The 24,856-nt window shown below is 71.7% G+C and carries 25 protein-coding genes and 1 riboswitch; of the genes, 14 read left to right on the top strand and 11 right to left on the bottom strand.

Annotation, left to right across the window (positions count from 1 at the left end):
• Positions 1-169: 169 nt before the first annotated feature.
• The 5 genes from RI138_RS03255 to RI138_RS03235 all read left to right on the top strand — a co-directional run bounded on the left by RI138_RS03255 (position 170) and on the right by RI138_RS03235 (position 4,626).
• Positions 170-949, top strand: a complete 780-nt coding sequence (locus tag RI138_RS03255) for an FHA domain-containing protein (RefSeq protein ID WP_311118693.1) — start codon at positions 170-172, stop codon at positions 947-949.
• Between the two features lie 44 nt (positions 950-993).
• Positions 994-1,740, top strand: a complete 747-nt coding sequence (ftsR, locus tag RI138_RS03250) for a transcriptional regulator FtsR (RefSeq protein WP_311118692.1) — start codon at positions 994-996, stop codon at positions 1,738-1,740.
• A 53-nt stretch (positions 1,741-1,793) separates the two neighbouring features.
• Entirely contained in the window at positions 1,794-2,267 is a 474-nt protein-coding gene (locus RI138_RS03245; protein ID WP_006123076.1) for a bifunctional nuclease family protein, read from the top strand.
• A gap of 168 nt (positions 2,268-2,435) precedes the next feature.
• Positions 2,436-3,053, top strand: a complete 618-nt coding sequence (locus RI138_RS03240; RefSeq protein ID WP_311118691.1) for a MerR family transcriptional regulator — start codon at positions 2,436-2,438, stop codon at positions 3,051-3,053.
• A gap of 115 nt (positions 3,054-3,168) precedes the next feature.
• Positions 3,169-4,626, top strand: a complete 1,458-nt coding sequence (locus RI138_RS03235; protein ID WP_311118690.1) for a DNA polymerase IV — start codon at positions 3,169-3,171, stop codon at positions 4,624-4,626.
• On the opposite strand, the gene RI138_RS03230 is transcribed toward RI138_RS03235, so the two are convergent.
• A complete protein-coding gene (locus tag RI138_RS03230; protein ID WP_311118689.1) occupies positions 4,548-4,919 on the bottom strand; it encodes a PRC-barrel domain-containing protein in 372 nt (123 codons plus the stop codon). The two genes, RI138_RS03235 and RI138_RS03230, sit on opposite strands and share 79 nt — an antisense overlap.
• A gap of 132 nt (positions 4,920-5,051) precedes the next feature.
• A riboswitch (glycine riboswitch) is annotated at positions 5,052-5,149 on the top strand.
• A 193-nt stretch (positions 5,150-5,342) separates the two neighbouring features.
• Here RI138_RS03230 and gcvP point away from each other — a divergent pair.
• Positions 5,343-8,228, top strand: coding sequence for an aminomethyl-transferring glycine dehydrogenase (gcvP, locus tag RI138_RS03225; RefSeq protein WP_311118688.1), 2,886 nt, complete (start codon positions 5,343-5,345; stop codon positions 8,226-8,228).
• A 103-nt stretch (positions 8,229-8,331) separates the two neighbouring features.
• On the opposite strand, the gene RI138_RS03220 is transcribed toward gcvP, so the two are convergent.
• Together RI138_RS03220 and RI138_RS03215 are read right to left on the bottom strand one after the other, a co-directional pair.
• Positions 8,332-8,538, bottom strand: a complete 207-nt coding sequence (locus tag RI138_RS03220; protein WP_007452228.1) for a DUF5999 family protein — start codon at positions 8,536-8,538, stop codon at positions 8,332-8,334.
• 327 nt (positions 8,539-8,865) lie between these two features.
• Positions 8,866-9,450 carry a hypothetical protein gene (locus RI138_RS03215; protein ID WP_311118687.1) on the bottom strand — a complete coding sequence of 195 codons (585 nt, stop codon included), beginning with the start codon at positions 9,448-9,450 and terminating at the stop codon, positions 8,866-8,868.
• Between the two features lie 495 nt (positions 9,451-9,945).
• On the opposite strand from RI138_RS03215, the gene RI138_RS03210 reads away from it, so the two are divergent.
• Positions 9,946-11,451: a glutamate--cysteine ligase gene (locus RI138_RS03210; RefSeq protein WP_311118686.1), complete on the top strand. Its 1,506-nt coding sequence runs from the start codon at positions 9,946-9,948 to the stop codon at positions 11,449-11,451.
• Between the two features lie 73 nt (positions 11,452-11,524).
• On the opposite strand, the gene RI138_RS03205 is transcribed toward RI138_RS03210, so the two are convergent.
• Entirely contained in the window at positions 11,525-13,318 is a 1,794-nt protein-coding gene (locus tag RI138_RS03205) for a substrate-binding and VWA domain-containing protein (RefSeq protein WP_311118685.1), read from the bottom strand.
• Positions 13,319-13,488: 170 nt separating this feature from the next.
• Between RI138_RS03205 and RI138_RS03200 the strand changes: the two genes are divergently transcribed.
• Positions 13,489-14,283, top strand: coding sequence for a CPBP family intramembrane glutamic endopeptidase (locus RI138_RS03200; protein WP_449343289.1), 795 nt, complete (start codon positions 13,489-13,491; stop codon positions 14,281-14,283).
• A 40-nt stretch (positions 14,284-14,323) separates the two neighbouring features.
• Here the strand turns inward: RI138_RS03200 and RI138_RS03195 are convergent, their stop codons facing one another.
• The 3 genes from RI138_RS03195 to RI138_RS03185 all read right to left on the bottom strand — a co-directional run bounded on the left by RI138_RS03195 (position 14,324) and on the right by RI138_RS03185 (position 16,080).
• A complete protein-coding gene (locus tag RI138_RS03195; RefSeq protein ID WP_311118683.1) occupies positions 14,324-15,145 on the bottom strand; it encodes a PhzF family phenazine biosynthesis protein in 822 nt (273 codons plus the stop codon).
• Positions 15,146-15,374: 229 nt separating this feature from the next.
• Complete coding sequence (locus tag RI138_RS03190) at positions 15,375-15,806, bottom strand: type II toxin-antitoxin system Rv0910 family toxin (protein ID WP_311118682.1); 432 nt, start codon at positions 15,804-15,806, stop codon at positions 15,375-15,377.
• 79 nt (positions 15,807-15,885) lie between these two features.
• Complete coding sequence (locus RI138_RS03185) at positions 15,886-16,080, bottom strand: hypothetical protein (protein WP_311118681.1); 195 nt, start codon at positions 16,078-16,080, stop codon at positions 15,886-15,888.
• 246 nt (positions 16,081-16,326) lie between these two features.
• On the opposite strand from RI138_RS03185, the gene RI138_RS03180 reads away from it, so the two are divergent.
• From RI138_RS03180 to RI138_RS03170, 3 genes are all read left to right on the top strand, one after another.
• Positions 16,327-16,869, top strand: a complete 543-nt coding sequence (locus RI138_RS03180; RefSeq protein WP_311118680.1) for a Clp protease N-terminal domain-containing protein — start codon at positions 16,327-16,329, stop codon at positions 16,867-16,869.
• 87 nt (positions 16,870-16,956) lie between these two features.
• Positions 16,957-18,021, top strand: coding sequence for an EamA family transporter (locus tag RI138_RS03175; protein WP_311118679.1), 1,065 nt, complete (start codon positions 16,957-16,959; stop codon positions 18,019-18,021).
• 173 nt (positions 18,022-18,194) lie between these two features.
• Complete coding sequence (locus RI138_RS03170) at positions 18,195-19,151, top strand: DMT family transporter (RefSeq protein ID WP_311118678.1); 957 nt, start codon at positions 18,195-18,197, stop codon at positions 19,149-19,151.
• 14 nt (positions 19,152-19,165) lie between these two features.
• Here RI138_RS03170 and RI138_RS03165 read toward each other — a convergent pair whose 3' ends face one another.
• Positions 19,166-19,861, bottom strand: a complete 696-nt coding sequence (locus tag RI138_RS03165; protein WP_311118677.1) for a pyridoxamine 5'-phosphate oxidase family protein — start codon at positions 19,859-19,861, stop codon at positions 19,166-19,168.
• Between the two features lie 36 nt (positions 19,862-19,897).
• Here RI138_RS03165 and RI138_RS03160 point away from each other — a divergent pair, with 36 nt between their 5' ends.
• On the top strand, positions 19,898-21,229 hold the full coding sequence (locus RI138_RS03160; RefSeq protein ID WP_311118676.1) for an aminotransferase class I/II-fold pyridoxal phosphate-dependent enzyme: 1,332 nt from the start codon (positions 19,898-19,900) through the stop codon (positions 21,227-21,229).
• A 177-nt stretch (positions 21,230-21,406) separates the two neighbouring features.
• Complete coding sequence (locus RI138_RS03155) at positions 21,407-22,327, top strand: LysR family transcriptional regulator (RefSeq protein WP_311118675.1); 921 nt, start codon at positions 21,407-21,409, stop codon at positions 22,325-22,327.
• A gap of 42 nt (positions 22,328-22,369) precedes the next feature.
• On the opposite strand, the gene RI138_RS03150 is transcribed toward RI138_RS03155, so the two are convergent.
• Entirely contained in the window at positions 22,370-22,840 is a 471-nt protein-coding gene (locus RI138_RS03150; RefSeq protein ID WP_311118674.1) for a pyridoxamine 5'-phosphate oxidase family protein, read from the bottom strand.
• 146 nt (positions 22,841-22,986) lie between these two features.
• Here RI138_RS03150 and RI138_RS03145 point away from each other — a divergent pair, with 146 nt between their 5' ends.
• Entirely contained in the window at positions 22,987-23,667 is a 681-nt protein-coding gene (locus RI138_RS03145; protein WP_096629728.1) for a cysteine hydrolase, read from the top strand.
• On the opposite strand, the gene RI138_RS03140 is transcribed toward RI138_RS03145, so the two are convergent.
• Together RI138_RS03140 and RI138_RS03135 are read right to left on the bottom strand one after the other, a co-directional pair.
• A complete protein-coding gene (locus tag RI138_RS03140; protein ID WP_311118673.1) occupies positions 23,654-24,139 on the bottom strand; it encodes a Rieske (2Fe-2S) protein in 486 nt (161 codons plus the stop codon). The two genes, RI138_RS03145 and RI138_RS03140, sit on opposite strands and share 14 nt — an antisense overlap.
• 133 nt (positions 24,140-24,272) lie before the next feature.
• Positions 24,273-24,749: a hypothetical protein gene (locus RI138_RS03135; RefSeq protein ID WP_311118672.1), complete on the bottom strand. Its 477-nt coding sequence runs from the start codon at positions 24,747-24,749 to the stop codon at positions 24,273-24,275.
• Between the last annotated feature and the right edge of the window lie 107 nt (positions 24,750-24,856).

The raw sequence follows: 24,856 nt of genomic DNA, 5'->3' as shown, positions 1-24,856 counted from the left end.
GTGGACCGGGTCGGGAGCTTGCGGGGGGTCGCCGCACCGGATTGGTGGTGCGTGGTGGAAACTGTCGAGTGGATACGGACGTTGTGAAGATGTCCGGGTCGGCAGGTGTATTCATTCAGGGTTCGTCCTGCCCCACGGGCGGGTCTATGTCGGTCAAGGGGAATCGCCCGTGAAGTTGTTTGCGAAGTTGTTCGGTAAGAGCGCACGCGAGGACAGCAACAGTGCTGCCCGCCACCGTGCTCCGCGCCACGGTCAGGCCGAGGAGCCGGAGGCGGAGCGTCCGCTCTTCCGTGACGAGGTGTCCGGTACCACGGGCGGACCCGGCGTGTCGTCTGTTGACCCTGCCGGTGCCGGGGCAATAGGTTTCGGCGAACCATCAGCCTCAGGTGCAGGTGGAGGGTTCACCCCGGAGGGCTCGTCGATGCCGGTCTGCACGAGGTGCGGTCACCGCAACGCGGAGGCCAGCAGGTTCTGCTCCAACTGCGGTACTCCGCTGAGGGGCGGCGTTCCCGAGCGCGCCTCGGAGACGACGTCGACGATCTCGATCTCGGGTCTTGAGGCGTACGAGGCGGAGGCGACGGGGCAGACGGCTCTGCCCTCGCTCTCCCCGGAGGCTCAGGCGGCCGTCGACGCGCTGCCGGGTGGTTCGGCCCTGCTGGTCGTGCGGCGCGGCCCGAACTCCGGAAGCCGATTCCTGCTCGACAGTGATCTGACGACGGCCGGCCGTCACCCGCAGAGCGACATCTTTCTCGATGACGTGACCGTGTCGCGCCGTCATGTGGAGTTCCGCAGGAGTCCGGACGGTAGCTTCACCGTGGGAGATGTCGGCAGCCTCAACGGCACCTACGTCAACCGTGAGCGCATCGATTCGGTCCAGCTGTCCAACGGCGACGAAGTCCAGATCGGAAAGTACCGCCTGGTCTTCTATGCGAGCCCGCGGGGCGTGTGACCAGCCCCCGGACTCCTTGTCCGGGGGGACCCCCAGGAAGGCCCATGCTGCGAACACCGACAGGCGGTGCCGGTCACGGCGCCGCCACCGCGGAAGAGGGCTCGATGAGCATCGGTACGGTGCTCATCGAGCTGCGCGACGAGTTTCCCGAAGTCACCATCTCCAAGATCCGGTTCCTGGAGGCCGAGGGGCTCATCGAGCCGCAGCGCACTCCTTCCGGATACCGGAAGTTCGCCCCGCGGGATGTGGAGCGCCTCGCCCAGGTGCTGCGCATGCAGCGGGACCACTATCTGCCGCTCAAGGTCATCCGGGAGCACCTGGACGCCCTGGCGCGGGGAGAGCAGCCCGTCCTGCCCTCTCCGGGCGATCGGCGGGACCTGACCGACGGGGTCTGGGACGCCGCAGGTCCGGGTGCGGCCACCGCCGTGCGGATCGGGCGCGCCGAGCTGCTCGCGGCGGCCGAGGTCGATGAGGAGCGGCTGGAGGAGTGGGAGTCCTACGGGCTCATCGTTCCGGCCCCCGAGGGCGGCTACGACGCCGAGATGGTCACCGTAGCCAAGCTGGTCGCTGATCTGGGGCGATTCGGACTCGAACCGCGTCACCTTCGAGCCATGCGGGCCTCCGCCGACCGGGAGGCGGGCCTGGTGGAGCAGGTGGTCGCGCCGCTGCGCCGACACCGTAATCCGCAGACCAGAGCCCATGCGGAGGCCACCGCGAACGAGCTCGCGGAGCTGTCCGTACGGCTGCACGCGGCACTCGTCCAGACCGCTCTGCGGAGCCGTCTGCACTGACCTCGGCGGAGCCCGACTACCCAAACATGGCGAGCACGTCCTAGGGTTGCTGTGTGAACGAGCTCGACGTTGTCGGTGTCCGGGTGGAAATGCCCTCCAACCAACCGATCGTTCTCCTGCGTGAAGTGGGAGGCGACCGGTACCTCCCCATTTGGATCGGTCCTGGTGAGGCGACCGCGATCGCCTTCGCCCAGCAGGGCATGGCTCCGGCCAGGCCGCTGACCCATGACCTGTTCAAGGATGTGCTGGAGGCCGTGGGCCAGGAGCTCACCGAGGTGCGCATCACGGACCTTCGCGAAGGGGTCTTCTACGCGGAGCTGGTCTTCGCCAGCGGGGTGGAGGTGAGCGCCCGGCCGTCCGACGCCATAGCGCTCGCCCTGCGGACCGGCACGCCGATCTACGGCAGTGACGGCGTGCTGGACGATGCGGGCATCGCGATCCCCGACGAGCAGGAGGACGAGGTGGAGAAGTTCCGCGAATTCCTCGACCAGATCTCGCCGGAGGACTTCGGTACGAACAGTCAGTGACCGTCCCGCAGGGGTGTCGTCAGCGCATCCGGCAAGCCTTTCCCGGAAACGAGTCACGGGAAACCACCCTCAGGGTGATTATCACTCGGCGTGCCGAGTGTGGCGATCGTTGACGCACCCCGAGTGACTGCCTACCTTCGAGTGGGCAGGTCAAGGACGGAGGTCGGCGTGAGAAGCAGCGGCGACGGTACGGCGGCTGGTGGGCCGTATCCGCAGCACGGCAGTGGAGCCGACCACGCCATCAGGCAGCCGGTACAGCCGGCCGCGGTGGCAGCGGACGGCGTGGCAGCGGCGAGCGATATCGGCTATCGCGGACCGACGGCGTGCGCGGCGGCGGGCATCACCTACCGCCAGCTCGACTACTGGGCGCGTACGGGCCTGGTCGAGCCGAGTGTGCGTCCGGCCTACGGGTCGGGGACCCAGCGTCTCTACAGTTTCCGGGACGTGGTCCTCCTCAAGATCGTCAAGCGGTTCCTGGACACCGGAGTCGCTCTCCAGAACATCCGCACCACGGTCCAGCATCTGCGGGCCGGGGGCTTTCAGGATCTGGAGCGCATGACGCTGATGAGCGACGGGGCCACGGTCTACGAGTGCTCCTCGCCCGACGAGGTCGTCAGCCTGCTCCAGGGCGGGCAGGGCGTCTTCGGGATCGCCGTGGGCGTCGTCTGGCGGGACGTGGACGTGGCGCTCTCGCAGCTGCACGGGGAGCGGGTCGACACCGGCGAGACGCTCATCGGCCACAACCCCGCGGACGAGCTGGCCCGGCGGCGTAACCGGGCGGGCTGAGCGCCCCGGACGATCCGGGTCGGACGGACAGACAGCTGGACAGCACGGGACGGTCCGGCACCCCACGGGGCGCCGGGCCGTCCCGTTGTCAGTGCCGTAGGGCAGCATCGACGGTGTGAGACCCGCGCCCACCATCCTTCATCTGGACATGGACGCCTTCTACGCGTCGGCGGAGCAGGCGGCCAAGCCGAGCCTGCGCGGCAAAGCGGTCGTGGTGGGCGGCCTCGGGCCGCGCGGAGTGGTCGCCACCGCCTCGTACGAGGCCCGGCGCCTCGGGGTGCACTCGGCGATGCCCACCGCCCAGGCCCGGCGGCTCGCGCCGAACGCCGCTTACCTGGTGCCCCGCTTCTCGCTGTACCGGACGGTGAGCGACCAGGTGATGGAGCTCCTGGGGCGGCTGTCGCCCCTGGTCGAGCCGCTCAGCCTGGACGAGGCCTTCGTCGACCTGGAGGCCGGCGAGGCGGCGGACGACGCGGCGTCGGCCCGGGCGACGGGGGAGGGACTGCGGGCGGCCATCAGGGCGGTGACCGGACTCAGCGGCTCCGTCGGCCTGGCCGGGTCCAAGATGCTCGCCAAGATCGCCTCCGAGCAGGCCAAACCGGACGGGCTGCTGCTCATCGAGCCGGGCACCGAACGCGAGCTGCTCGCCCCCATGTCCGTCCGCGTCCTGCCAGGGGTCGGGCCGGCCACCGGCGACCACCTCAGGCGGGCGGGGATGACCAGCATCCACGACCTGGCCGAGGCGGGCGAGGCGGAGCTCGTGCGGCTGGTCGGCAAGGCCCACGGGCACGGGCTCCACCGGATGGCCCTGGGACTCGACGACCGGCCGGTGGTCGCCGAGCGGGACGCCAAGTCCGTCTCCGTGGAGGACACCTTCGATGTGGATCTCCACGACCGGGTGCGGGTGCGCGCCGAGGTGGAGCGGCTGGCCGTGCGGTGCGTGGAGCGGCTGCGCGCGGCGGACCGGTCGGGGCGCACGGTGGTGCTGAAGGTGCGCCGCTACGACTTCTCCACGCTGACCCGCTCCGAGACGCTCCGGGGGCCCACGGACGACCCCACGGTGGTGCGGGAGGCGGCCGGGCGGCTGCTGGAGTCCGTCGACACCACCGGCGGCGTACGGCTCCTGGGCGTGGGTGTCACGGGGCTGGCCGACTTCACTCAGGAGGATCTGTTCGCGCAGGCCGCCGATGCCCGGGAGCTGGAGCGGCGCTCCCACGAGCCGCAGGAGCAGGCTGTGGGGGCACCCGGAGAGGAGGCCGTCCCGGAACCGGAAGCGGACAGCGCCGAGCAGCTCGCCGCCCGGCGCTGGCCCGCCGGACACGACGTGCACCACGAGGAGCACGGGCACGGCTGGGTGCAGGGGAGCGGCATCGGCCGGGTCACCGTCCGGTTCGAGGAACCGTGGAGCGCGCCCGGCCGGGTTCTCACCTTCCGTATCGACGATGCGCTGCTGCGGCCCGCCGATCCGCTGCCGCTCGTCCGAGAAGCGCCGGACTACTCCTCCTGGCCCGCCAGCCTGCCGAAGTCACGGTCGGTGGACGGTTCCTCCGGGGGCGAGGAGTCCAGTCCGTAATGACGGTAGAGCTGGAGTTCCTGCTCGGGCGAGAGATGCCTGCCGACACCGAAGTCCGGCGCGTTCTTGATCAGCGTGCGGTCGAAGGGGACGCGCAGCGTGTCGTCGACGAATTCGCTGGGTTCCAGGGGAACGAAGGCGTCCCTGCTGAACAGGCCGGTGCGGACGGCCGCCCACTCGGGGACCCCCGTCGCATCGTCGAGATAGACCTCATCCACCGTTCCGATCTTGGTGCCCTTGCGATCGAATGCCTTGCGGCCGATCAGGCGGCGCGGATCGATATCGGTCTGCACGGTGCCTCCCACTGGTCGCAGACTGCTCAGGGCGGTCCCTGATGCCCACCAGCACCACACAAGTGCAGATCCGTGGTGTCGGCCACTTGAGAGCTCCGCGCTGATGGCCGCTGGTAGGCTGGCACTGGCTGCTGACCCCGTGCGGGAGAGTCCTCCGGTGAAGAATCCGGAGGCGCCGAAGGAGCAACTCCTCCCCGGAATCTCTCAGGCCCCCGTACCGCACGGATGAGGTCACTCTGGAAAGCAGGGCGGTTCCGTGCGGGCGCAGGCTCAGGCGGACTCGACCCTCACCGACGGTGAAAGCCGGCACGCCCTTGGGCGGGCCGGCGAAGCTCTCAGGTTGAGATGACAGAGGGGGAGGCCGTCCGGGCACCCGCGCCGTGGTGCCCCTCGCAGGTCGTGACAGACCAGGAGGCCTCCACCATGACCCCCCGTCGCACTCCGCTCTCCCAGCTGGAGCAGGGCATTCCGTTCGAGCAGCGCCACATAGGGCCCGATGCCGAGGCCCAGGCGAAGATGCTCGCCCAAGTCGGCTACGGCTCCCTCGACGAGCTGACCGCCGCCGCGGTGCCCGACGTGATCAAGAGCGCGGAGGCCCTGAACCTTCCCTCGGCGCGCACCGAGGCCGAGGTCCTGGCCGAGCTCCGGTCGCTGGCCGACCGCAACCAGGTGCTCGCCCCGATGATCGGCCTCGGCTACTACGGCACCTTCACGCCGCCCGTCATCCTGCGCAACGTCATGGAGAACCCCGCGTGGTACACGGCCTACACGCCGTACCAGCCGGAGATCTCCCAGGGCCGCCTGGAGGCCCTGCTGAACTTCCAGACGATGGTCGCCGAGCTGACCGGGCTGCCCACCTCCGGCGCCTCCCTGCTCGACGAGGGCACCGCGGCCGCCGAGGCGATGGCGCTCGCCCGGCGCGTCGGCAAGGTCAAGAACGGCGTCTTCCTGGTCGACGCCGACACCCTGCCGCAGACCATCGCGGTGATCGAGACCCGCGCCGAGCCCACCGGCGTCGAGGTCGTCGTCGCCGACCTCAGCGACGGCATCCCCGCCGAGATCGCCGCGCGCGGCGTCTTCGGCGTCCTGCTCCAGTACCCGGGCGCCTCCGGTGCCGTCCGCGCCATCGAGCCCGTCATCGAGCAGGCGCACGAGCTCGGCGCGATCGTCACCGTCGCCGCCGACCTGCTGGCCCTGACGCTGCTCACCTCGCCCGGAGACCTCGGCGCCGACATCGCCGTCGGCACCACCCAGCGCTTCGGTGTCCCGATGGGCTTCGGAGGCCCGCACGCCGGCTTCATGGCGGTCCGCGAGAAGTTCGCCCGCTCCCTGCCCGGCCGCCTCGTCGGCGTCTCCGTCGACGCCGACGGCAACAAGGCCTACCGCCTGGCCCTCCAGACCCGCGAGCAGCACATCCGCCGCGAGAAGGCCACCAGCAACATCTGCACCGCGCAGGTCCTGCTCGCCGTCATGGCCGGGATGTACGCCGTCTACCACGGCCCCGAGGGGCTGCGGACGATCGCCCGGCGCACGCACCGCTTCGCCGCGATCCTGGCCGACGGCCTGCGGGGCGCCGGCGTCGACGTCGTGCACGGCGCGTTCTTCGACACCCTGACCGTGCGGGCGCCCGGCAAGGCGGCGGGGATCGTCGCGGACGCCCGGGAGCGCGGGGTCAACCTGCGCCTCGTCGACGCCGACCACGTCTCCATCGCCTGCGATGAGACCACCACCCGGGCGCAGATCGCCGCTGTCTGGGCCGCCTTCGGCGCCGAGGGCGACATCGAGGCGCTGGACGCCACGGTCGGCGACGCGCTGCCCGAGGGGGCGCTGCGCTCCGACGACATCCTGACCCACCCGGTCTTCCACCAGCACCGCTCCGAGACCGCGATGCTGCGCTACCTGCGCAAGCTCGCCGATCGTGACTACGCGCTGGACCGGGGCATGATCCCGCTCGGCTCCTGCACGATGAAGCTGAACGCGACGGCCGAGATGGAGTCGATCACCTGGCCCGAGTTCGGCGCGCTGCACCCCTTCGCCCCGGCCGAGCAGGCGCAGGGCTTCCTGACCCTCATCCGTGAGCTGGAGGAGCGCCTCGCCGAGGTCACGGGTTACGACGCCGTCTCCATCCAGCCCAACGCCGGTTCGCAGGGCGAGTTCGCGGGTCTGCTGGCCGTGCGGGCGTACCACCGTGCCAACGGTGACGACCAGCGCACCGTCTGTCTCATCCCGTCCTCCGCGCACGGCACCAACGCCGCCAGCGCCGTCATGGCGGGCATGAAGGTCGTCGTGGTGAAGACCGCCGACGACGGCGAGGTCGACATCGCGGACCTGCGCGCCAAGATCGAGCAGTACCGCGACGAGCTCGCCGTGCTCATGATCACCTACCCCTCCACCCACGGGGTCTTCGAGGAGCACGTCGCCGACATCTGCGGCGAGGTGCACGACGCGGGCGGCCAGGTCTACGTCGACGGCGCCAACCTCAACGCGCTTGTCGGACTCGCCAAGCCCGGCAAGTTCGGCGGCGACGTCTCGCACCTGAACCTGCACAAGACCTTCTGCATCCCGCACGGCGGCGGCGGCCCCGGCGTCGGCCCGGTCGGTGTCCGCGCGCACCTCGCCCCGTACCTCCCCAACCACCCGCTCCAGCCCGCCGCGGGCCCGGAGACCGGGGTGGGCCCGATCTCGGCCGCCCCGTGGGGCTCGGCGGGCATTCTGCCGATCTCCTGGGCGTACGTGCGTCTGATGGGCGGCGAGGGTCTCAAGCGCGCCACGCAGGTCGCCGTGCTGGCCGCCAACTACATCGCCAAGCGCCTGGAGCCGCACTTCCCGATCCTGTACAACGGCCCGGCCGGACTGGTCGCGCACGAGTGCATCGTCGACCTGCGGCCCATCTCCAAGGCGACCGGCGTCTCCATCGACGACATCGCCAAGCGCCTGATCGACTACGGTTTCCACTCGCCGACCATGTCGTTCCCGGTCGCCGGCACGCTGATGATCGAGCCGACCGAGAGCGAGGACCTCGCGGAGCTCGACCGGTTCTGCGACACCATGATCGCGATCCGCGCCGAAATCGAGAAGGTCGCCTCCGGCGAGTGGAGCGCGGACGACAACCCGCTGCGCAACGCCCCGCACACCGCGGGCGCGCTGGGCGGTGACTGGGAGCACGGCTACAGCCGCGAGGAGGCCGTCTTCCCGGCCGGTGTGTCCGCCGCCGACAAGTACTGGCCGCCGGTCCGCCGCATCGACGGGGCCTTCGGCGACCGGAACCTGGTCTGCTCCTGCCCGCCGCTGGACGAGTACGACAACTGAAGCGGCCTGTCGTAGGACGTGCGCCCGGAGTGGCGTAGGTCCGGGCATGCGTCGGGGCCGGTGCGGAGATCTCTCCGGGCCGGCCCCTGTTTCGTACGACCGCTCAGGCGGCCTTCACCACGCGGCCCGCTGCCAGCGGCCGGTGCGGGGCGATGATCTGCCCGTCGGGCAGCAGTTCGCCGGTGTCCTCGAAGAGCAGGACGCCGTTGCACAGAAGGCTCCAGCCCTGTTCGGGGTGGTGGGCCGTCAGGCGGGCCGCCTCCCGGTCGGGTGAGTCGGCGGTGGGGCAGGGTGGCTGGTGCTGGCACATGGATGGGTTCTTTCGCTGCGTCGAGTCGAGTGTCCTGCGGCTGGATGAGGTGTTCATGGCCGCCCCCGTATCAGTCGGTCCGGTCCCAGTGTTGCCCTACGGGGGTGATTCCGCAGGGATTTCGCTGCAGCTCCCGTACTCCTCCCATGACGCATCACCCGCGCGGACGGTTCACCGCAACTGCAGGGTCCCTTTGGGTGGTTCGGGGTGGCCGGACGGGACTAGTCCGAGTGGGCAGCAGGACGCCCCCGCAGCGACCCTTTCCGCCGTACGGACGTACGGGGCGGATGCGGGCCGCTACGAGGGCGTGCGGCGGGGCGGGGGCGGTCAGGCCGAGCTGAGCAGAGGCCCGGGCGTCACGCGCAGCGAGATCACCGGCAGCAGGTCGGCGACCCGGTGCAGGCGGTGCGCGGCGATGCCCGGCGGGGCCGGCGCCAGGGGTACCAGCACGTCTGTCGGCGCGAGCACGCCGTCCGCGGGGTCGGCATCGGGGTCGCCGTGCAGCCAGAGGGTGAGCATGTACAGCTCCGGGATGGACAGCAGCCGCGCCTGATAGGTGGCGGCCGACGCCTCCGCCTGCCGCACGGCCAGCTCCGTCGAGGCGAGGTAGGGCCCCTCGAAGAAGTGCGAGAACGTCCAGCCGTCGGGGGTGAGCACGGTGTCCGCCGCGGCCACCGCACGGCCCTCGCTGCGGATCAGGAAGCGCCAGGCAGTGAGGCGCGTGAGGGGAGCTGTCCGGGCGGGAGTGGTCCGGTCCAGCACATGGACGGGAAGCGGTAGCTCGGGGCTCAGCGGTCCCTGGACGGACCGGAGAGCGGACGTTCGGGCCTCGCGGACGGCGGTGGGAGAACCGAGGGCCGCGGACACGCTGCGCAGGGCGGGCGCGGGAGCCGAGGGGACATGCAGCGGCATAGTGGGTCGCCTCTCACTTCGGAGACACGGTGATGCGTGGGCGGGTGCAGACGGCGCTGTCGGCGTTCGGGCCGTAAGAGGCCGATGACGGGCGATGCGTATCAACTCTCTGCCTCGTCCACCGGAGTTTATATGACGCGTGTTCACACAGTGTTTCCGCTAGCAGCCGGGGATATTTCGCGCAAGGCTCCATCCGGACTTCGAGTTGCGGTATTTCTGGTGAAGTGCTCCGCTGTTCCCGGCCTCGACCTGGACCCCTTCCGGCCCTGCGGTAGGCCGAAACTCGTCGGTGTTTCCACCACGGCTTCCGGCATGCTCTCCCCGGGCGAAAATGCCGATGGCCGCATGCCGTAGGAATGTGCCCCCGGTCTCCCTCCACCAGACTATCGGGTATCGGAAGCCCGTGGGGGCGTTACGGATCACTTCCACGGGGCATTATCGATCGTGATGCGAGCGGCCTGGGCCGCGGGCCGCCACTGGAGGAGGGACCCCTCGATGGGGGAGAAGGTCGCCGCGGGAGCCCTTGACCTGTCGGACCGGCAGGAGTACCGCACCAAGCTCAACCAGTGCCTGGAAGGGCTGGGCAGACTTCTGGCGGAGCGGAGGTTCGACCGTCCCCGGAACCTGATGGGGCTGGAGATAGAGCTGAATCTCGCGGGCTCCGACGGCATGCCCCGGATGATGAACCAGCAAGTGCTCCAGCGCATCGCGAGCCGCGATTTCCAGACCGAACTGGGGATGTTCAATCTCGAAGTGAATATCGTCCCGCACCGGCTGGGCGGCCGGGTATTCGATCAGCTCTCGGAGGAGTTGCGGACCGGCCTGGCCTATGCTCACCGCAAGGCGGGAGAGGTGGATGCGGGGATCGTGATGATCGGAATCCTGCCCACCCTGGGGGAGCACGACGTGGTGTCCGCGAATCTCTCGGACGTGGACCGCTACACCCTGCTCAATGACCAAATGGCGGCCGCCCGGGGGGAGGATTTCGCCCTGGATATCGAAGGCGTCGAGCGATTGGTCTGTACCTCGCCGTCGATCGCCCCGGAATCAGCCTGCACCTCGGTGCAGCTGCACCTCCAGGTGACGCCCGGCCGGTTCGCCGACGTGTGGAACGCCGCCCAGGCGATCACCGGCGTCCAGATCGCGCTCGGCGCCAACGCCCCCTTCCTGTTCGGCAAGGAGCTGTGGCGGGAGTCCCGGCCGCCGCTGTTCCAGCAGGCCACCGACGTACGGCCGCCTGAGCTGGCGAACCAGGGGGTGCGGCCGCGGACCTGGTTCGGGGAACGCTGGATCACCTCCGCCCACGAGCTCTTCGAGGAGAACCTGCGCTACTTCCCGCCGCTGCTGCCGATCTGCGGCGAGGAGGACCCCCTGAAGGTCCTCGACGAGGGCGGGGTGCCCGAGCTGGCCGAGCTGGTCCTGCACAACGGCACCGTCTACCGCTGGAACCGCCCGGTGTACGGGATCGCCGACGGCGTGCCCCATCTGCGGGTGGAGAACCGGGTGCTGCCCGCCGGGCCGACCGTCACCGACGTGATCGCCAACGCCGCGCTCTACTACGGGCTCGTACGGGCGCTCGCCGAGGAGTCCCGGCCGGTCTGGAGCAGACTGCCCTTCGAGGCCGCCGAGGAGAACTTCACCGAGGCCTGCCGTCACGGCATCGAGGCAGAGATGATCTGGCCCCGCTCCGGCCGCTCCGGGGGACTGACCAGGATCCCCGCCGTACAGCTGGTCCTGGAGGAGCTGCTGCCGCTGGCCGCCGCCGGGCTGGACGCCTGGCACATCGAGCCCGCGGACCGGGACCGCTACCTCGGGGTGATCGAGGAGCGCTGCAAACGGCGCGTCAACGGGGCCTCCTGGCAGGTCGCCACCTACCGTCGGGCCCTGGAGGCCGGACTCGGGAGGGAGGCGGCGCTCGCGGCCACCACCCGCCGCTATGCCGAGCTGATGCACGCGGGGGAGCCGGTGCACACCTGGCCGGTGGGGTTCCCGGCGCCGTGAGGGGGCTGACGCGTCGCGCGCCGCACGACTGCTCGGGACGGCTGCGCGGCGCGGTGATGAGCCCCGGTCGCCGTCACCCCTGTGTCGCGCGGCCGTTCTGTCCCGCCGCCATGATGGCCTGAAGGATCACCGCCTGGATCTCCGCCGGGTCGCTCACCTCGTAGCCGTCGCCGCCGGTGACCCGCGCGATCTCGGCGACCTCGTCGCGGTCGGCGTCCGGGCCCACCGCGATGGCGATGATCGGGACGGGGCGCTCCGGGTCGGACAGCTCCTTCAGCTCGGCGATGAGCGCGCTGCGGGAGATGCCGCGCTCGTCCTGGTTGGAGCCGTCGGTGAGGATCACCAGGGCGTTGAACTTGCCCTTCACGAAGGTCGACCGGGCCGCCTGGTAGGAGGCCAGCGTCGTGTCGTACAGCCCGGTCGCCCCGCCCGGTACCGGCTGGAGCCCGGCGAACGCGGCCGTCAGCTTCTCCCCGTGGGTCCCGCCGCCCGCGGCCGGGTCGCCGAGACGCCTCGTCGGCATGAGCCGCCGGTAGTCCTTCTCGCCGTCCAGTGTGGTGGCGAACTCCCACAGCCCGATCTCGTCGTCCGGGGTGAACTGGCCGAGCGCCTGGATCAGCGACTCCTTGGTGACGTCCATCCGGGACTGGCCGCGCCCCGGCACGAGCGTCGCCATGGAACCGGAGGCGTCGACGACCGTCGTCAGCCGGGCGCTCTGCACGGTGATCGTCCACATCCCCAGCGTCTCCTGGAGCTGCTTCGCGGACGGCGCCTCGGCGGCCGATGCGGCGTACGGCTGGGGCGACCGGCCGCCCGCCGAGACGACGAGGGAGTCCTGTGCGTTGCCGTTGCCGGTCCGGAACCCGTACCGGGCGAACGTGTCGTGGGCGTCCCGGCCGTTGAGCAGGGTCATGAAGCGCAGGGCCGCACGGGACTCCGGGGTGGTCAGCCGATTCTCGTCGACCAGGGTGTACGGGTAGTCGAGCAGCGGAGTGCCGTCCTCGGGGTAGAAGAGGTCGAGCTTGCCCCCGGCCGCCGCCTCCGCGTTGTGGGTGAAGGCCGCCTGCTCGGAGATCAGTACCGCCCGGTTCCGCTTGGGGTTGCCCTCCTCGGCGTCTGACGTGTTCCGCGCCAGGGTCTCCAGTACACGCGCGTCGCTGTCCGACATCCGCTCGGCCAGCACCTTCGCGGTTTCGGCGACCCGGGTGTCGCTCTCCCCGCTCTGCCGGGCCGACGAGGCGCCGATGCTGGTGAGCGCCAGCAGCCCGGTGGCGCTGCGCGCCGGATCGGCCGAGCCGAGGCGCACCCGGTCCGACTTCAGCGTGGCGGCGACCAACTCGGCCCAGGAGTACGTCTTCTCGGGCCAGCCCAGCTTCTTGGAGGCGGACGGGACCATGGCCAGGGTCACCGGTGAGGAGGCCACCGAGCCGAAGGGAGAGAGGGGGATGCCCTCGCCCGTTCCCTTGGCCCTCTCCAGCCAGAGCTCCGAGTCGGGCAGCCAGACCTGGAAGCGGGGTGGCTCGCCGCCCGCGGCGAGCGCCTCGGTGACCGTGTGGGACTCGCGGGTCAGCACCTCGACCGCGAGGCAGCGGCCGTCGGATCTCACCTCGTCCGCGCGGGCCTGCTCGGCTATGGCGCGTACGGCGGGGGCGATGTCCGGGGACGCGGCCAGGGACAGCTGTACGGCGGAGTCCTCGCAGGAATCGGAGAACGACCACAGGCCGCCCTTGGCCGCCACCGCCGTTCCCGTCGCCACGGCGAGGACGAGCAGGGTGGCGATGGTGACCGTACGACGTCGGCGCCGGGGGCCGGGCCGGTCCCGGTCGCCCTCCACCTCGTAGCCGTCGGGCAAGCTATGACGTCCCATGTCGGTGGTGCCCCTCCTTGAGGATGAAACAAGGAAAAGGGGGACCACGCCATCAGCGATGGTGGTCGTCCCCCGGCCTGTCACGCATGATCTTCGTACCTGTATTCGAGACCCTAGCGGGACGGTGGGTGGGATGAGACGCGATTGCAGAACTGAAGGCAGGTGTACCGGTGGAGGCGGGCCGCGTGGCTGATTCTTTTCCTCAAGAGGCCGTGCCACGAAGGATCTTGCGGTCCGAGACGGTGCTGGTCCTGGCGCTCTCGTTGGGCGCCAGTGCGGTGTCGGCCCTCATCAGTTTTGTCGGATCACTGACGAAACCGGGGGGGTTGAAGGAGCAGGCGGCGACGCTCAACAGCTCGTACGCTCCGGGCCGCCCATGGCTTGATCTGGCATGGCAAATGTTCGGAATCGCAACGGCTCTGGTACCTGTCGCCCTGGTGGCGCACCTGCTGATCCGGGAAGGGGCGGGCCTGCGGAGCATCGGCTTCGACCGCACCAGGCCCTGGTTCGACCTCGGCCGCGGGACGCTGATCGCCGCCGGGATCGGCAGTGCCGGTCTGGCCTTCTACCTCGGGGCCAGGGCCACCGGATTCAACCTGACCGTCGTCCCGGAGTCCCTGCCCGACGTCTGGTGGAAGTTCCCCGTGCTGATCCTCTCCGCGATGCAGAACTCGGTGGTGGAGGAGGTCATCGTCGTCGGGTATCTGCTGCGCAGGCTCGACCAGTTGGGCTGGACTCCGACGCGGTCGCTGGTGGCCAGCTCCGTACTGCGTGGCTCGTACCACCTCTACCAGGGCATCGGCGGGTTCATCGGGAACGTGGTGATGGGCGTCGTCTTCGTGCTGCTCTACCGGCGCTGGGGCCGGGTGGGCCCGCTGGTCGTCGCGCACACGCTCCTTGATGTCGGGGCGTTCGTCGGGTACGCGCTGCTCGCGGGACGGGTGGGCTGGCTGCCGACGCCGTAGGAAGCGGGGGCGGCGCAGGAGGTGTGCCGCCCCTGAAACCTCAGAAGGCGGTCAGCAGTTCGCCGTCGATGACGGTGACCGCGGTCCCGGTCAGCAGGGTGCGTTCGCCGCGCAGCGCGGTACGGACCAGCCCCGAACGGGCGGAGGCCTGGAGGCCGGTGAGTTCGTCGCGGCCGAGGCGGGCCGACCAGAAGGGGGCCAGCGCGGTGTGGGCGCTGCCGGTGACCGGGTCCTCGTCGATGCCGACGCCCGGGAAGAAGCAGCGCGAGACGTAGTCGTAGCCACGGGCGGGGTCGTCGGCCGCCGCGGTGGCGACGACCCCGCGCCGGGAGTGGGCGGCGAGGGCGGCGAAGTCCGGGGCGAGCGCCCGTACGGTCGCCTCGTCACGGAGCTCCACCAGCAGATCGCCGATGTGCTGACCGGTGTCGTGCACGGAGAGGGGTTCTGCCCCCAGGGCGGTGGCGAGCCCCGCGGGCACCGGCTCCTCGGTCAGCGGGGCGGTGGGGAAGTCGAGGGTCAGCCCGCCGTCCGGGCGTGCTGTCGCGGTCAGGGTCCCGCAGCGCGCGGCGAAACGTACCGGGCCGGTCGCCCGCCCTGTGGTGCGCAGGACATGCGCGGTGGCGAGCGTCGCGTGGCCGCACATGTCGACCTCGGTGACCGGGGTGAACCAGCGCAGCGCCCAGTCGGCCGTGCCGCCGGGCGGCAGCGGGTGGGCGAAGGCCGTCTCGGACAGATTGACCTCGGCGGCGATCTCCTGGAGGCGCTCGGCGTCCGGGAAGGAGTCGGCCTCCAGCAGCAGGACCCCCGCGGGGTTGCCGGAGAAGGGGCGGTCGGTGAACGCGTCGACGATACGAATCCTCATGGGCCGACCGTAGGTCGCCCGCGCGGCGACGGGCCAAGGCCAATTCGGGGTGTCTGGCCCCGCACGCCGATGAGTCCTGGAGCCCGACGCGGTCTATAGGAGGAGAGACCGCAGGCATCCGTCAGGACGGGAGAGCATCATGCGCACCCTCGCGATCACCCAGAACGTGACCCTCGACGGGTCGGTCGAGATGATCACTGACCGGTTCGCCCTCCGGGGCAGGCGGGCGTCACGGTGCGACGAGGCCGCCGAGCTTGCGCAGTGACTCCTGGAGCGCCGCCGTGGCGGAGTCCTTGAGCTTGCCGCCCATGAGGGAGACCGCCGCGCCGGTGAACTCCCCCTCGATGCGTACCGTCGTGGCGCCCCCGTCGGGCGTCAGGGTGTACCGCATGGCCAGGTTGACCCCCATCGGGCCCTTGCCCCGCGTCGCCAGCAGGCGGCCCGCCTCCAGCTCGCCGACCGTCCAGGTGACCTCGGCGGGGAAGCCCATGAGCTTCATGTTCTCCTCGTAGGTGGCCGCGAGCTCCAGCTCGGCCGGGCCGCCCTTGGGGAAGCTGGTGTGGGTGGCGTTCCACTCGCCGTACGACGAGAAGTCCGTCAGCAGGTCCCAGATCTTCTCGGCGGGTGCCTCGATGTGCGCCTCGGCGCTGACTTCTGCCATGCGACCACCCCTGGTTGGTCCGGTTACGGTGTTGCGGAACGTAGCGGCAGCCGCGACAACATTCAATACTGATGAACTGTCATGTCTGCTGGGGCTGGCGGTTCTGCCAGATCGCCGCCGCGTCGAAGCGGTCCGATGCGCGCGGGTGCGGGCCCTCGTCGTGGCAGTGGAAGGCGGCCCAGAACAGGTCGGCGGGCAGGGCGTCGTCCGGTGCGTACACCCGGTAGACGTACTGCAGTCCGTCCTGGGCGAGCAGTGCGACCAGCCAGAACACCTGTTCCTCCCCTCCTGCCCCCGTCGTGCGCGCTCGGCCTGAGGGACGTGCCCGCGGGGGTCGGCGGTTGCCCAGGGGGCGCACAAGGCAAGGCGGCGCGCGCCCCCGCAGCGCAATGGTTGTGCGCCGCGGCACGATCTCATCCACAAGGATGAGGGGTCGCTCCACTGTGCCCAACTCCGGTGGGAGGCGTGAATGGGTCGCTCCGGGGATGCCCCTCTGTCTCCGGACTGATGGGGTGGAGGGGTGCAAAACCGGACGCCGCGGATTCCTGAACAGCCCGCACCGAACCCCGCAGACTTCGACGCCCGCCTCACCGTGGAACTGGCATCGGTGGTCACGGGCGCGCGCAGGCGTGCGCTGCGCGACGGGGACCGGCAGATCGACACCGCCCACCTCCTGCACTCGCTGATCGAGGCTGACCCCGAGGTCCGCGAGGCGTTCGACGGAGGCCCGCAACTGGCCAGGGTCCTCGGCTACCTCGTCCAGCGCAGCATTGGTTACGGGCTCCGCTGGCAGGGGTCCGTCGAGGACTCCGGCGCTGTCCCGGTGGTACGGGACCCGGCCGCCGCGGGGTGGTCCCCCTCGGCCCACACCGCGATGGAGGGCGCGCTGCACCGAGCCGGGCTGCGCGGCGCGCCGCACGCCGCCGGCCTCGACCTCCTCGCCGCCCTGGCCGCCGACGCCGAGTGCCGTGCGGTGGAGGTGCTGGCCCGTGCGGGCGTGGACGCCGCCCGGCTGGCGGGCCGCGCGGCGCAGCGTACGGACGAGGCGTCGCGCACGGTGTGACGGGTGGTCCTCACCTGTCGGACGGCGTGCCGTCTCGACAGGTGTCACCGGGGTGACGGTCCTGTCGACTGCTGTCATGATGTGCCGATGCACGCGTCTTCGGGATCTTCGGGGTTTCAGGGCAGGGGGGCCGGCCTGGGGCTCGCCCTGGTTTCGGCCTTCGCGTTCGGCGGTTCGGGAGTGGCGGCCAAGCCGCTGATCGAAGCCGGGCTCGACCCGCTCCACGTGGTGTGGCTACGGGTCGCCGGGGCCGCTCTCGTCATGCTGCCGGTCGCCTGGCGCCACCGGAATCTCGTACGTGAACGTCCCGCCCTGCTGGCCGGGTTCGGACTGTTCGCGGTGGCCGGGGTCCAGGCCTTCTACTTCGCCTCGATCTCCCGCATCCCGGTCGGGGTGGCGCTGCTGGTCGAATATCTGGCGCCCGCGCTGGTCCTCGGCTGGGTCCGCTTCGTCCAGCGCAGGCCGGTCACCCGGGCCGCCGCGGTCGGGGTGGTGCTGGCGGTCGGCGGCCTCGCGTGTGTCGTCGAGGTGTGGGCCGGGCTCGGCTTCGACCTCCTCGGGCTGCTCCTCGCCCTGGGCGCGGCCTGCTGTCAGGTCGGCTACTTCGTGCTCTCGGACCACGGCGGGCGGCAGGACGACCGCAGGAGATCCGGCGAGGGTGGTGACGGCGGGCGCGCCGAGCCTCCCCATCCGGTCGGCGTCATCGCGTACGGGCTGATCGTCGGCACCCTCGTCCTCACCGTCGTCGCACGCCCCTGGGCCATGGACTGGTCGCTCCTCGGCGGCAGCGCCGGGATGAACGGCAACGAGGTTCCCGCCTGGGCGCTGATCGGCTGGATCGTGCTGGTCGCCACCGTCGTCGCGTACGGCACCGGGGTCGTCTCCGTCCGGCTGCTCTCGCCGCAGGTGGCCGGGGTGGTCGCCTGTCTGGAAGCGGTCATCGCGACCGGGCTCGCCTGGGTGCTGCTCGGCGAGCACCTCTCCGCGCCCCAGCTCATCGGCGGGTTCGTGGTGCTGACCGGTGCGTTCATCGCCCAGTCGTCCGCGCCGAAGCCCCCGTCGGGTCCCGTCGCCGAGGGCGTGGGGGCGGGGCCGGGCGTCGTGGCCGGTGCCGCCGAGGAGGAGTTGTCCGCCGGACGGAGCACGCACTAGTGTGACGATCATGCATCTGACTGTGCTGCCGCCGCCTGTCGCCTAGCGCGCGCGGCCTCTCCTGACGAAGACCGGGCTCGGGCACTCCCCGAGCGGTCCGTCGCTGCCCGCGTGCGGAGCCCAGCGACCACCACCCTGTCCTCCTCCGGAGGAGTCCTCTGTGGAGAAGTCACATGCCCACCTCTGTATCCGGGCTGCCCGTCGGGCGGAGCCTGTTGTATCTCGTCGTCGCCGGAGTCGCCTGGGGCACCGCCGGTGCGGCCGCGTCGCTGATCTTCCGGGTCAGCGATCTCGGTCCGCTCGCCCTGTCCTTCTGGCGCTGTGCGGGCGGCCTCGTCCTGCTCGCCGGGGCGCTCGCGCTGCGTCCCCGCCGCCTGCCCCGGCAGCCCGAACCCCGGCGTCGCCGTCTGCTGCGCATCATCGGCACCGGCGTCGGCCTCACCCTGTTCCAGAGCGCGTACTTCGCGGCCGTCGAGGTCACCGGGCTGGCCGTCGGGACCGTCGTCACGCTCGGCGCCGGGCCCGTCCTGATCGCCCTCGGTGCCCGGCTGCTGCTGGGCGAACGCCTCGGCGCGGGCGGCCTGGCCGCCGTTGCCGGTGCGCTTGCCGGTCTCGTCGTGCTCGTCCTGGGCGGCGAGGGCGGTGACGTGGTGCCCGCAGGGGTGCTGCTCGCGCTGCTGTCGGCCTCCGGGTACGCGGCGATCACCTTGCTCACCCGTTGGCTCGGGCGGGACGGCGGCGGCGGTGACGCGCTGACCACCAGCGCGTGGGCGTTCGGCATCGGAGCGGCGGGGTTGCTGCCCTTGGCGCTGGCCGAAGGCCTCGTGCCGCACACCGCCGAGACCGGGCAGGTGCTGTGGCTGCTGGTCTACGTCGCGGCGGTCCCCACCGCGCTCGCCTACGCGCTGTACTTCGCGGGCGCCGCCGCCGTCCGCTCGGCGACCGTCTCCGTGATCATGCTCCTGGAGCCGGTGAGCGCGGCCGTCATCGCGGTGACCGTCCTGCGGGAGCGGCTGACGGCGGCCACGGTCGTCGGCACGCTGCTCCTGCTGACCGCCGTGGCCGGACTGGCCCTGGCCGAGGCGCGCACGGCCTCGGCCACCCGCCGGAGGGAGGCCGTGGCGGTGTAGCGGTACGGCGGCCCCTACAGTGCGGACAGGTAGTCCGGTATGCCGATGGCCGGGTCCAGGTCGTCGGCCGGGACCGGCTCCGCGTAACCCCGGGTGAGCGGCACGATGCCGGTCCAGTGGGGGAGGCCGAGGTCCTCGGGCTCGTCGTTGGGGCCGCCGGTGCGGACCTTCGCGGACACCTCGTCGAGATCCAGCCGGATCACCGCCGTCGCGGCGAGCTCCTTGGCGTCGGCCGGCCGGGAGTCCCGGGAGCGGCCCGGCACGACCTGGTCCACGATCGCGTCCAGGGCGAGCCGCCGCTCCTCGGGGTCGGTGACCGTCACGGCGTTGCCGTGGACCACCACCGAGCGGTAGTTGATCGAGTGGTGGAAGGCCGACCGGGCCAGCACCAGGGCGTCGACGTGGGTGACGGTCAGGCAGACCGGCAGGCCCGGATCGGCGCTCTTCGCCGACCGCAGCGGCCGCGAGCCCGTCGAGCCGTGGACGTACAGCCGCTCGCCGATCCGGCCGTAGAGCGTCGGCAGTACGACCGGCGCGCCGTCGCGCAGGAATCCCAGATGGCAGAGGTAGGTCTCGTCGAGGATCGAGTGGACCAGCTCGCGGTCGTAGGAGGCGCGCTGCTTGGCGCGGGTGGGAACAGTCCGGTCGGTGGGGACATAGGACGCGGCGGTTCCGGAGCCCGTACGGTCGGGCGTCGCGGTGTGCTGCATTGCGGACTCCTATTGCACTAGTGCATAATGTTGTTTGTGCTAGGAGAGTATCGGATCAGTGGGCGGCGTGCATCCGAGATTGCCGCCAGTGTGGAGCGCGGGGTCGGCTCCGGGGACCTTCCGCCGGGTCATGTGCTGCCTCCCCTGCGGGAGTTGGCGACCCGGCTGGAGGTCAACCCGAACACCGTGGCCGCCGCCTACCGGACGCTGCGCGAGCGCGGGGTGATCGAGACGGCGGGTCGCCGGGGCAGCCGGGTGCGGTCCGCCCCCGCCAGCACCTCACGCGGCTCCCTGCGGATCGAGGCGCCGCCGGGCGTCCGGGACCTGGGTAAGGGCAACCCCGATCCGGCGCTCCTGCCCGGCCTCGGCCCGGCGTTCGCGGTCGCGGCCGCGGCCGACGCGGAGTCCCACGGGCTGTACGGGCAGGCCGCGGTGGTCCCGGAGTTCGCCGCGTACGCGCGCGCTGCGCTTGATGCCGACGGGGTGCCCGCCGGGCCGCTGGCCGTGACGTCCGGGGCCCTCGACGCGATCGAGCGGGTCCTCGCGGCGCACCTCAGGCCGGGTGACGCGGTGGCGGTGGAGGACCCCGGGTGGGGCAGTGTCCTCGACCTCGTACCGGCGCTCGGGCTGCGCGCCGTGCCGGTCGGCGTGGACGACGCAGGTCCGCTGGCCGCGGATGTGGAGCGGGCGCTGCGGGCCGGGGCGCGGGCGCTCGTCGTCACCGACCGGGCGCAGAACCCGACCGGTGCCTCGCTGGACGCGGCGCGGGCCCGGGAGCTGCGGGCGGTCCTCGCCCGCCACCCGGACGTGCTGCTGATCGAGGACGACCACGGCCATGCCATCGTCGACCTGCCGCTCCATCCGCTGGCGGGCGTCACGGACCACTGGGCGTTCGTCCGGTCGGTGGCCAAGGCGTACGGCCCGGACCTGCGGGTGGCCGTGCTCACCGGGGACGCGCTCACGGTCGACCGGGTCAGGGGGCGCCAGCGGCTGGGCCCCGGCTGGGTCAGCCGGCTGCTGCAACGCGCCGTGCTCCATCTGTGGACCTCGGACGCCGTCGACGCCCGGGCGGTCGCCCGGTCCTACGGCGACCGCCGGGAGGCGCTCGTGCGTGCGCTGGCGGAGCGCGGGGTGACCGCGTACGGCCGCAGCGGCATGAACGTGTGGGTGCCGGTCAGCGACGAGACCGGGGCGGTGACCCGGCTGCTCCACGCCGGCTGGGCCGTGGCCCCGGGCGCCCGCTTCCGGATGGCCGCGCCCCAGGCGGTGCGGCTCACCGTCTCCCCGCTGACCGCGGCGGACATCGGGCCGCTGGCGGACGCGGTTGCGGCCGCGGCGGGCCCGGCGCGGCCGGTCAGCTACGGGTGAGGGTCCACAGCCTGACCTCCTCGGGGCTGTCCCGAATGCCTGGTGGATCAGCGTGCGGCGTAGTCGAAAAGCCGGGTGGCTCTGCTGTGAGGACTCTCCGGCGCCTTGCGATGCACCGCATCTGACGCCGCGCGCTGACCCGCCAGGGATGACGGGACAGCCCTTAGCATCGCTCACGTGTTGAATCTTGAGCGGCTGCGGACGCTGGATGCCCTCGCCCGGCACGGATCGGTGAGCCGGGCGGCCGACGGGCTGCACGTCACGACGTCGGCGGTCTCGCAGCAGATGGCCAAGCTGGAGCGCGAGGTGGGCCAGCAGTTGCTGGCCAAGCACGGCCGGGGGGTCCGCCTCACCGACGCGGGCCGTCTGCTGGCCGGGCACGCCGCACGGATCCTGTCCCAGGTCGAACTGGCCCAGGCCGACATCGAGGCCCAACGGGGCGAGGTCGTCGGCGAGGTCAGGATCAGCGCCTTCCCCACCGCGGCCCGCGGACTGTTCCCCGCGGCGCTCACCACCCTGCGGGCGGACCACCCCGACCTCACCGTCCGCACCTGGGAGCTGGAGCCGGAGCAGGGCATCCTCGCGGTCCTCCGGGGCGATGCCGACGTGGCCGTCGTCCTCGACTGGAGCAACAAGCGACTGCCCGTGCCGGGCGGCCTCACCAAGGTCGAACTGCTCGACGACGCACCGGACATCGCCATGCCGGCGGGGCATCAGCTGGCCGACCGGTCCGAGGTGGAGCTGGAGGACTTCGCGGACGACGAGTGGGTGTCCTGGCCGGAGGGTGAATTCTGTTACGAGTGGCTGATGTTCACCCTGCGCTCCCGGGGCATCGAACCGCGCATCACTCACCTGGCCGGTGAACACCACACCCAACTCGCCCTGATCGCGGCAGGATTCGGCGTCTGCGTGACTCCCCGGCTGGGGCGGGGGCCGGTCCCCGACGGGGTGCGCCTGGTGCCGGTGCGGCAGAGCGTGCGGCGGCACGTCCACGCGGTGTGGCGCACCGATGCCGACCGCCGCCCGTCGATCCGTGCGGCGGTGGCGGCGCTGCGGGCGGCGGGCGCGGGTGTGACGGCCGGGGCCGCGGGGGAGTGACCGGCCGTGACGTCGGTCGACCGGTGACGGGCGGTGCGACCGTCAGACGAGACCGGCGAGCTTGCGGAAGTCCCAGGAGGTCACTTTCTCCGGAGTGAGCCGCAGCCAGGCGTGCCGCCCGTCGTGCGGCATCTCTGTCATGCCGAAGTACTTCGCGGGGAACAGTCGTTCCGCTACGTCGAGTTCGGGGCACGGCTCGCCCGTGCGGGGGGCCTCGCCCACGAACTCCGCCCGGCCGGCCAGCTCCACGCCGCGCAGCTCCTCGTAGCCCTCGCCGTCGTCGACGACCACGGCGATCCTCGGGTCCTCGCGCAGTTGGGACCAGCGCAGGCTGCGGGTGATGGAGTACAGCCAGAGTGAGCCGCCGTCCCAGACGAACCACAGCGCGCCGACGTGCGGAGCGCCGTCGGAACCGAGCGTGGCGACCCGGCAGGTGCGCTGCTCGGCGAGGTACGCGTCCCGCTCCCCGTCGGTCATCCTGATCCGGCGGCCTCGTCGCTGGGTGTCGGTCATGGTCACCCTCCCCTGTTCCTCTGATTTCTGACTGGGTGTCAGAAATCATGGAGGCTCTTCCGCCGTGAGGCAATGGCCGGTACTCTCGCGCGCCCGGTCCGTCCGCAGAAGTCCGCCCCGCCGGGCGGCAGACAGAGGAGAGCGCCGTGCCGCCGAGGGAAGCGTCGAGGGAAGCGCAGGAGCGGCTCACCGCACTGCTCGACCCGGCCACCACCGTCCTGCTGACCGTCGAGTGCCAGCAGGGCGTGGTGGGACCGGACAGCGCCCTGCCCGAACTCGCCGCGGCCGCCCGCTCATCGGGCGCCCTCGCGAATATCGCCCGGCTCGTCGCCGCCGCCCACGACAGCGGGGTCCAGGTGGTGCACGCGGTCGCCGAGAGCCGCCCCGACGGACGCGGGGCCAGCCGCAATGCCCGCCTCTTCCGCGCCGCCGCCCGGCTGCCGGTCCAGCAGCACTCCGGTACCACCGCCGTCCGCGTCGCGCCGCCCATCGAGGTGGCCGACGAGGACCTCGTCGTCCGCAGGCTGCACGGCCTCTCACCGCTCGCCGGGACCGACGTCGACCCGCTGCTGCGCAACCTCGGCTGCCGCACGCTGATCGTGACCGGCGTCTCGGCCAACGTGGCCGTTCCCAACGCCGTCTTCGACGCGGTCAACCTCGGCTACACGGCCGTCGTCCCCTCCGACGCCATCGCGGGGGTGCCCGCCGAGTACACCCCCGCCATGATCCGTAACACCCTCGCTCTGGTCGCCACCGTCACCACCACGGACGCGGTCCTGGGCGGCTGGAAGCGGCCCCGCAGAGCGGGGGCCGCTACGCCAGCCTGATCGAGTCGCCCTCCACCGTGATCCGGCGGGCGGGCAGCGGCCGGGTGGCGGGACCGCCGGTCGGGCTGCCCGTGGCGGCGTCGAACGTGGAGTTGTGGCAGGGGCAGGTGATCGTGCCGCCCGAGACGTCCTTGACCGCGCACCCCTGGTGGGTGCACGTGGACGAGAACGCCTTGAACTCACCGGGCTGCGGCTGCGTCACCACGACCTTCTGCGCGGCGAAGACCACCCCGCCGCCCTCCGGAATGTCCGAGGCGGCGGCGAGGATCTCCCCGCCTTTGCCGCCATCGCCGCCGTCACCGCTCCCGGGCTGCTGCTGCTCGACGGCGTCCGAGCCCTCCGATCCGCCGGAACCTCCCGCCCCGTCCGATCCGCCGCACGCGGTGAGGACGACAGCCGCTCCGGCCGCTCCCACCGCTGCGACGACGGTGCGGCGTTCGAGGAGGATCCGGCGCTCCTGCGCTGCGCTCATCGCGGCATTCCCTTCGTCGTTGTCCCGAACCGAACTTCGGTGACGTCACCCAGAGGTACGTGCCACAGGGCGCCGACGTTCAGTCCGCGGCGCGCCGGTGGGTTTCCGGCACCCGGCTCAGCACTCCGGCGGCTCAGAACTCCGACGGGCGCACGGCTCGTACGGCGGCAGCGGTGAGGAGGCCCGCGCCCAGGAGCGGGAGCACGGGGATGAGGAAGCTCGTCGCCCACTGGAGGGCGCCGTGCTCCAGCCGGACCCATTCCCCCCAAGGCGCCCGGGCCGCCTCGGCGGTGTGGCCCGGCCTGCTCTCGAAACGCATGGTCCAGGAGTCCGGCTCCCTCCCGGTGTCCTGCGCCTCGGCAGACCGGACCGCACACCGGAAGTGGTTGCCCGCGGCCCGGGAGTTGCTGCGCTCCTCGCATGTCTCGACGCGGACGTGCTGGTGCTCCCCGACGAGCCCCACGCGCACGGTGGCGAGGACGGAGGTGTACGCGAAGGCTCCCAGAAGCACCAGAGCGGACGTCGCCCACCCCGCGCAGGCCACGATGCGCATCCGCCTGTCGCGCCGCGCCCTCGCCGCCCTCGTCGTCTTCTTCTTCCCGGTCCTCATCCGCAGATCGTACGGACGGCGGGGCGGCGCTCGCGGGGAGGGGGCCGACCCGGCCGCTCACACCCGTCCCGACGTGACAGGTCGGATCCCGCGGAGCAGCGCGTGTG

The organism is Streptomyces durocortorensis (assembly GCF_031760065.1).
GTDB lineage: Bacteria > Actinomycetota > Actinomycetes > Streptomycetales > Streptomycetaceae > Streptomyces.
This window is presented reverse-complemented; position numbering and strand designations above follow the sequence as displayed.

What these genes read in the sequence shown, in the direction of transcription:
- ftsR (WP_311118692.1), top strand. Translation starts at nt 994, where the DNA reads ATGCTGCGAACACCGACAGGCGGTGCCGGTCACGGCGCCGCCACCGCG.
- gcvP (WP_311118688.1), top strand. Translation starts at nt 5,343, where the DNA reads ATGACCCCCCGTCGCACTCCGCTCTCCCAGCTGGAGCAGGGCATTCCG.
- RI138_RS03220 (WP_007452228.1), bottom strand. Translation starts at nt 8,538, where the DNA reads ATGTGCCAGCACCAGCCACCCTGCCCCACCGCCGACTCACCCGACCGG.
- RI138_RS03215 (WP_311118687.1), bottom strand. Translation starts at nt 9,450, where the DNA reads ATGCCGCTGCATGTCCCCTCGGCTCCCGCGCCCGCCCTGCGCAGCGTG.
- RI138_RS03210 (WP_311118686.1), top strand. Translation starts at nt 9,946, where the DNA reads ATGGGGGAGAAGGTCGCCGCGGGAGCCCTTGACCTGTCGGACCGGCAG.
- RI138_RS03205 (WP_311118685.1), bottom strand. Translation starts at nt 13,318, where the DNA reads ATGGGACGTCATAGCTTGCCCGACGGCTACGAGGTGGAGGGCGACCGG.
- RI138_RS03195 (WP_311118683.1), bottom strand. Translation starts at nt 15,145, where the DNA reads ATGAGGATTCGTATCGTCGACGCGTTCACCGACCGCCCCTTCTCCGGC.
- RI138_RS03190 (WP_311118682.1), bottom strand. Translation starts at nt 15,806, where the DNA reads ATGGCAGAAGTCAGCGCCGAGGCGCACATCGAGGCACCCGCCGAGAAG.
- RI138_RS03175 (WP_311118679.1), top strand. Translation starts at nt 16,957, where the DNA reads ATGCACGCGTCTTCGGGATCTTCGGGGTTTCAGGGCAGGGGGGCCGGC.
- RI138_RS03170 (WP_311118678.1), top strand. Translation starts at nt 18,195, where the DNA reads ATGCCCACCTCTGTATCCGGGCTGCCCGTCGGGCGGAGCCTGTTGTAT.
- RI138_RS03165 (WP_311118677.1), bottom strand. Translation starts at nt 19,861, where the DNA reads ATGCAGCACACCGCGACGCCCGACCGTACGGGCTCCGGAACCGCCGCG.
- RI138_RS03150 (WP_311118674.1), bottom strand. Translation starts at nt 22,840, where the DNA reads ATGACCGACACCCAGCGACGAGGCCGCCGGATCAGGATGACCGACGGG.
- RI138_RS03140 (WP_311118673.1), bottom strand. Translation starts at nt 24,139, where the DNA reads ATGAGCGCAGCGCAGGAGCGCCGGATCCTCCTCGAACGCCGCACCGTC.
- RI138_RS03135 (WP_311118672.1), bottom strand. Translation starts at nt 24,749, where the DNA reads ATGAGGACCGGGAAGAAGAAGACGACGAGGGCGGCGAGGGCGCGGCGC.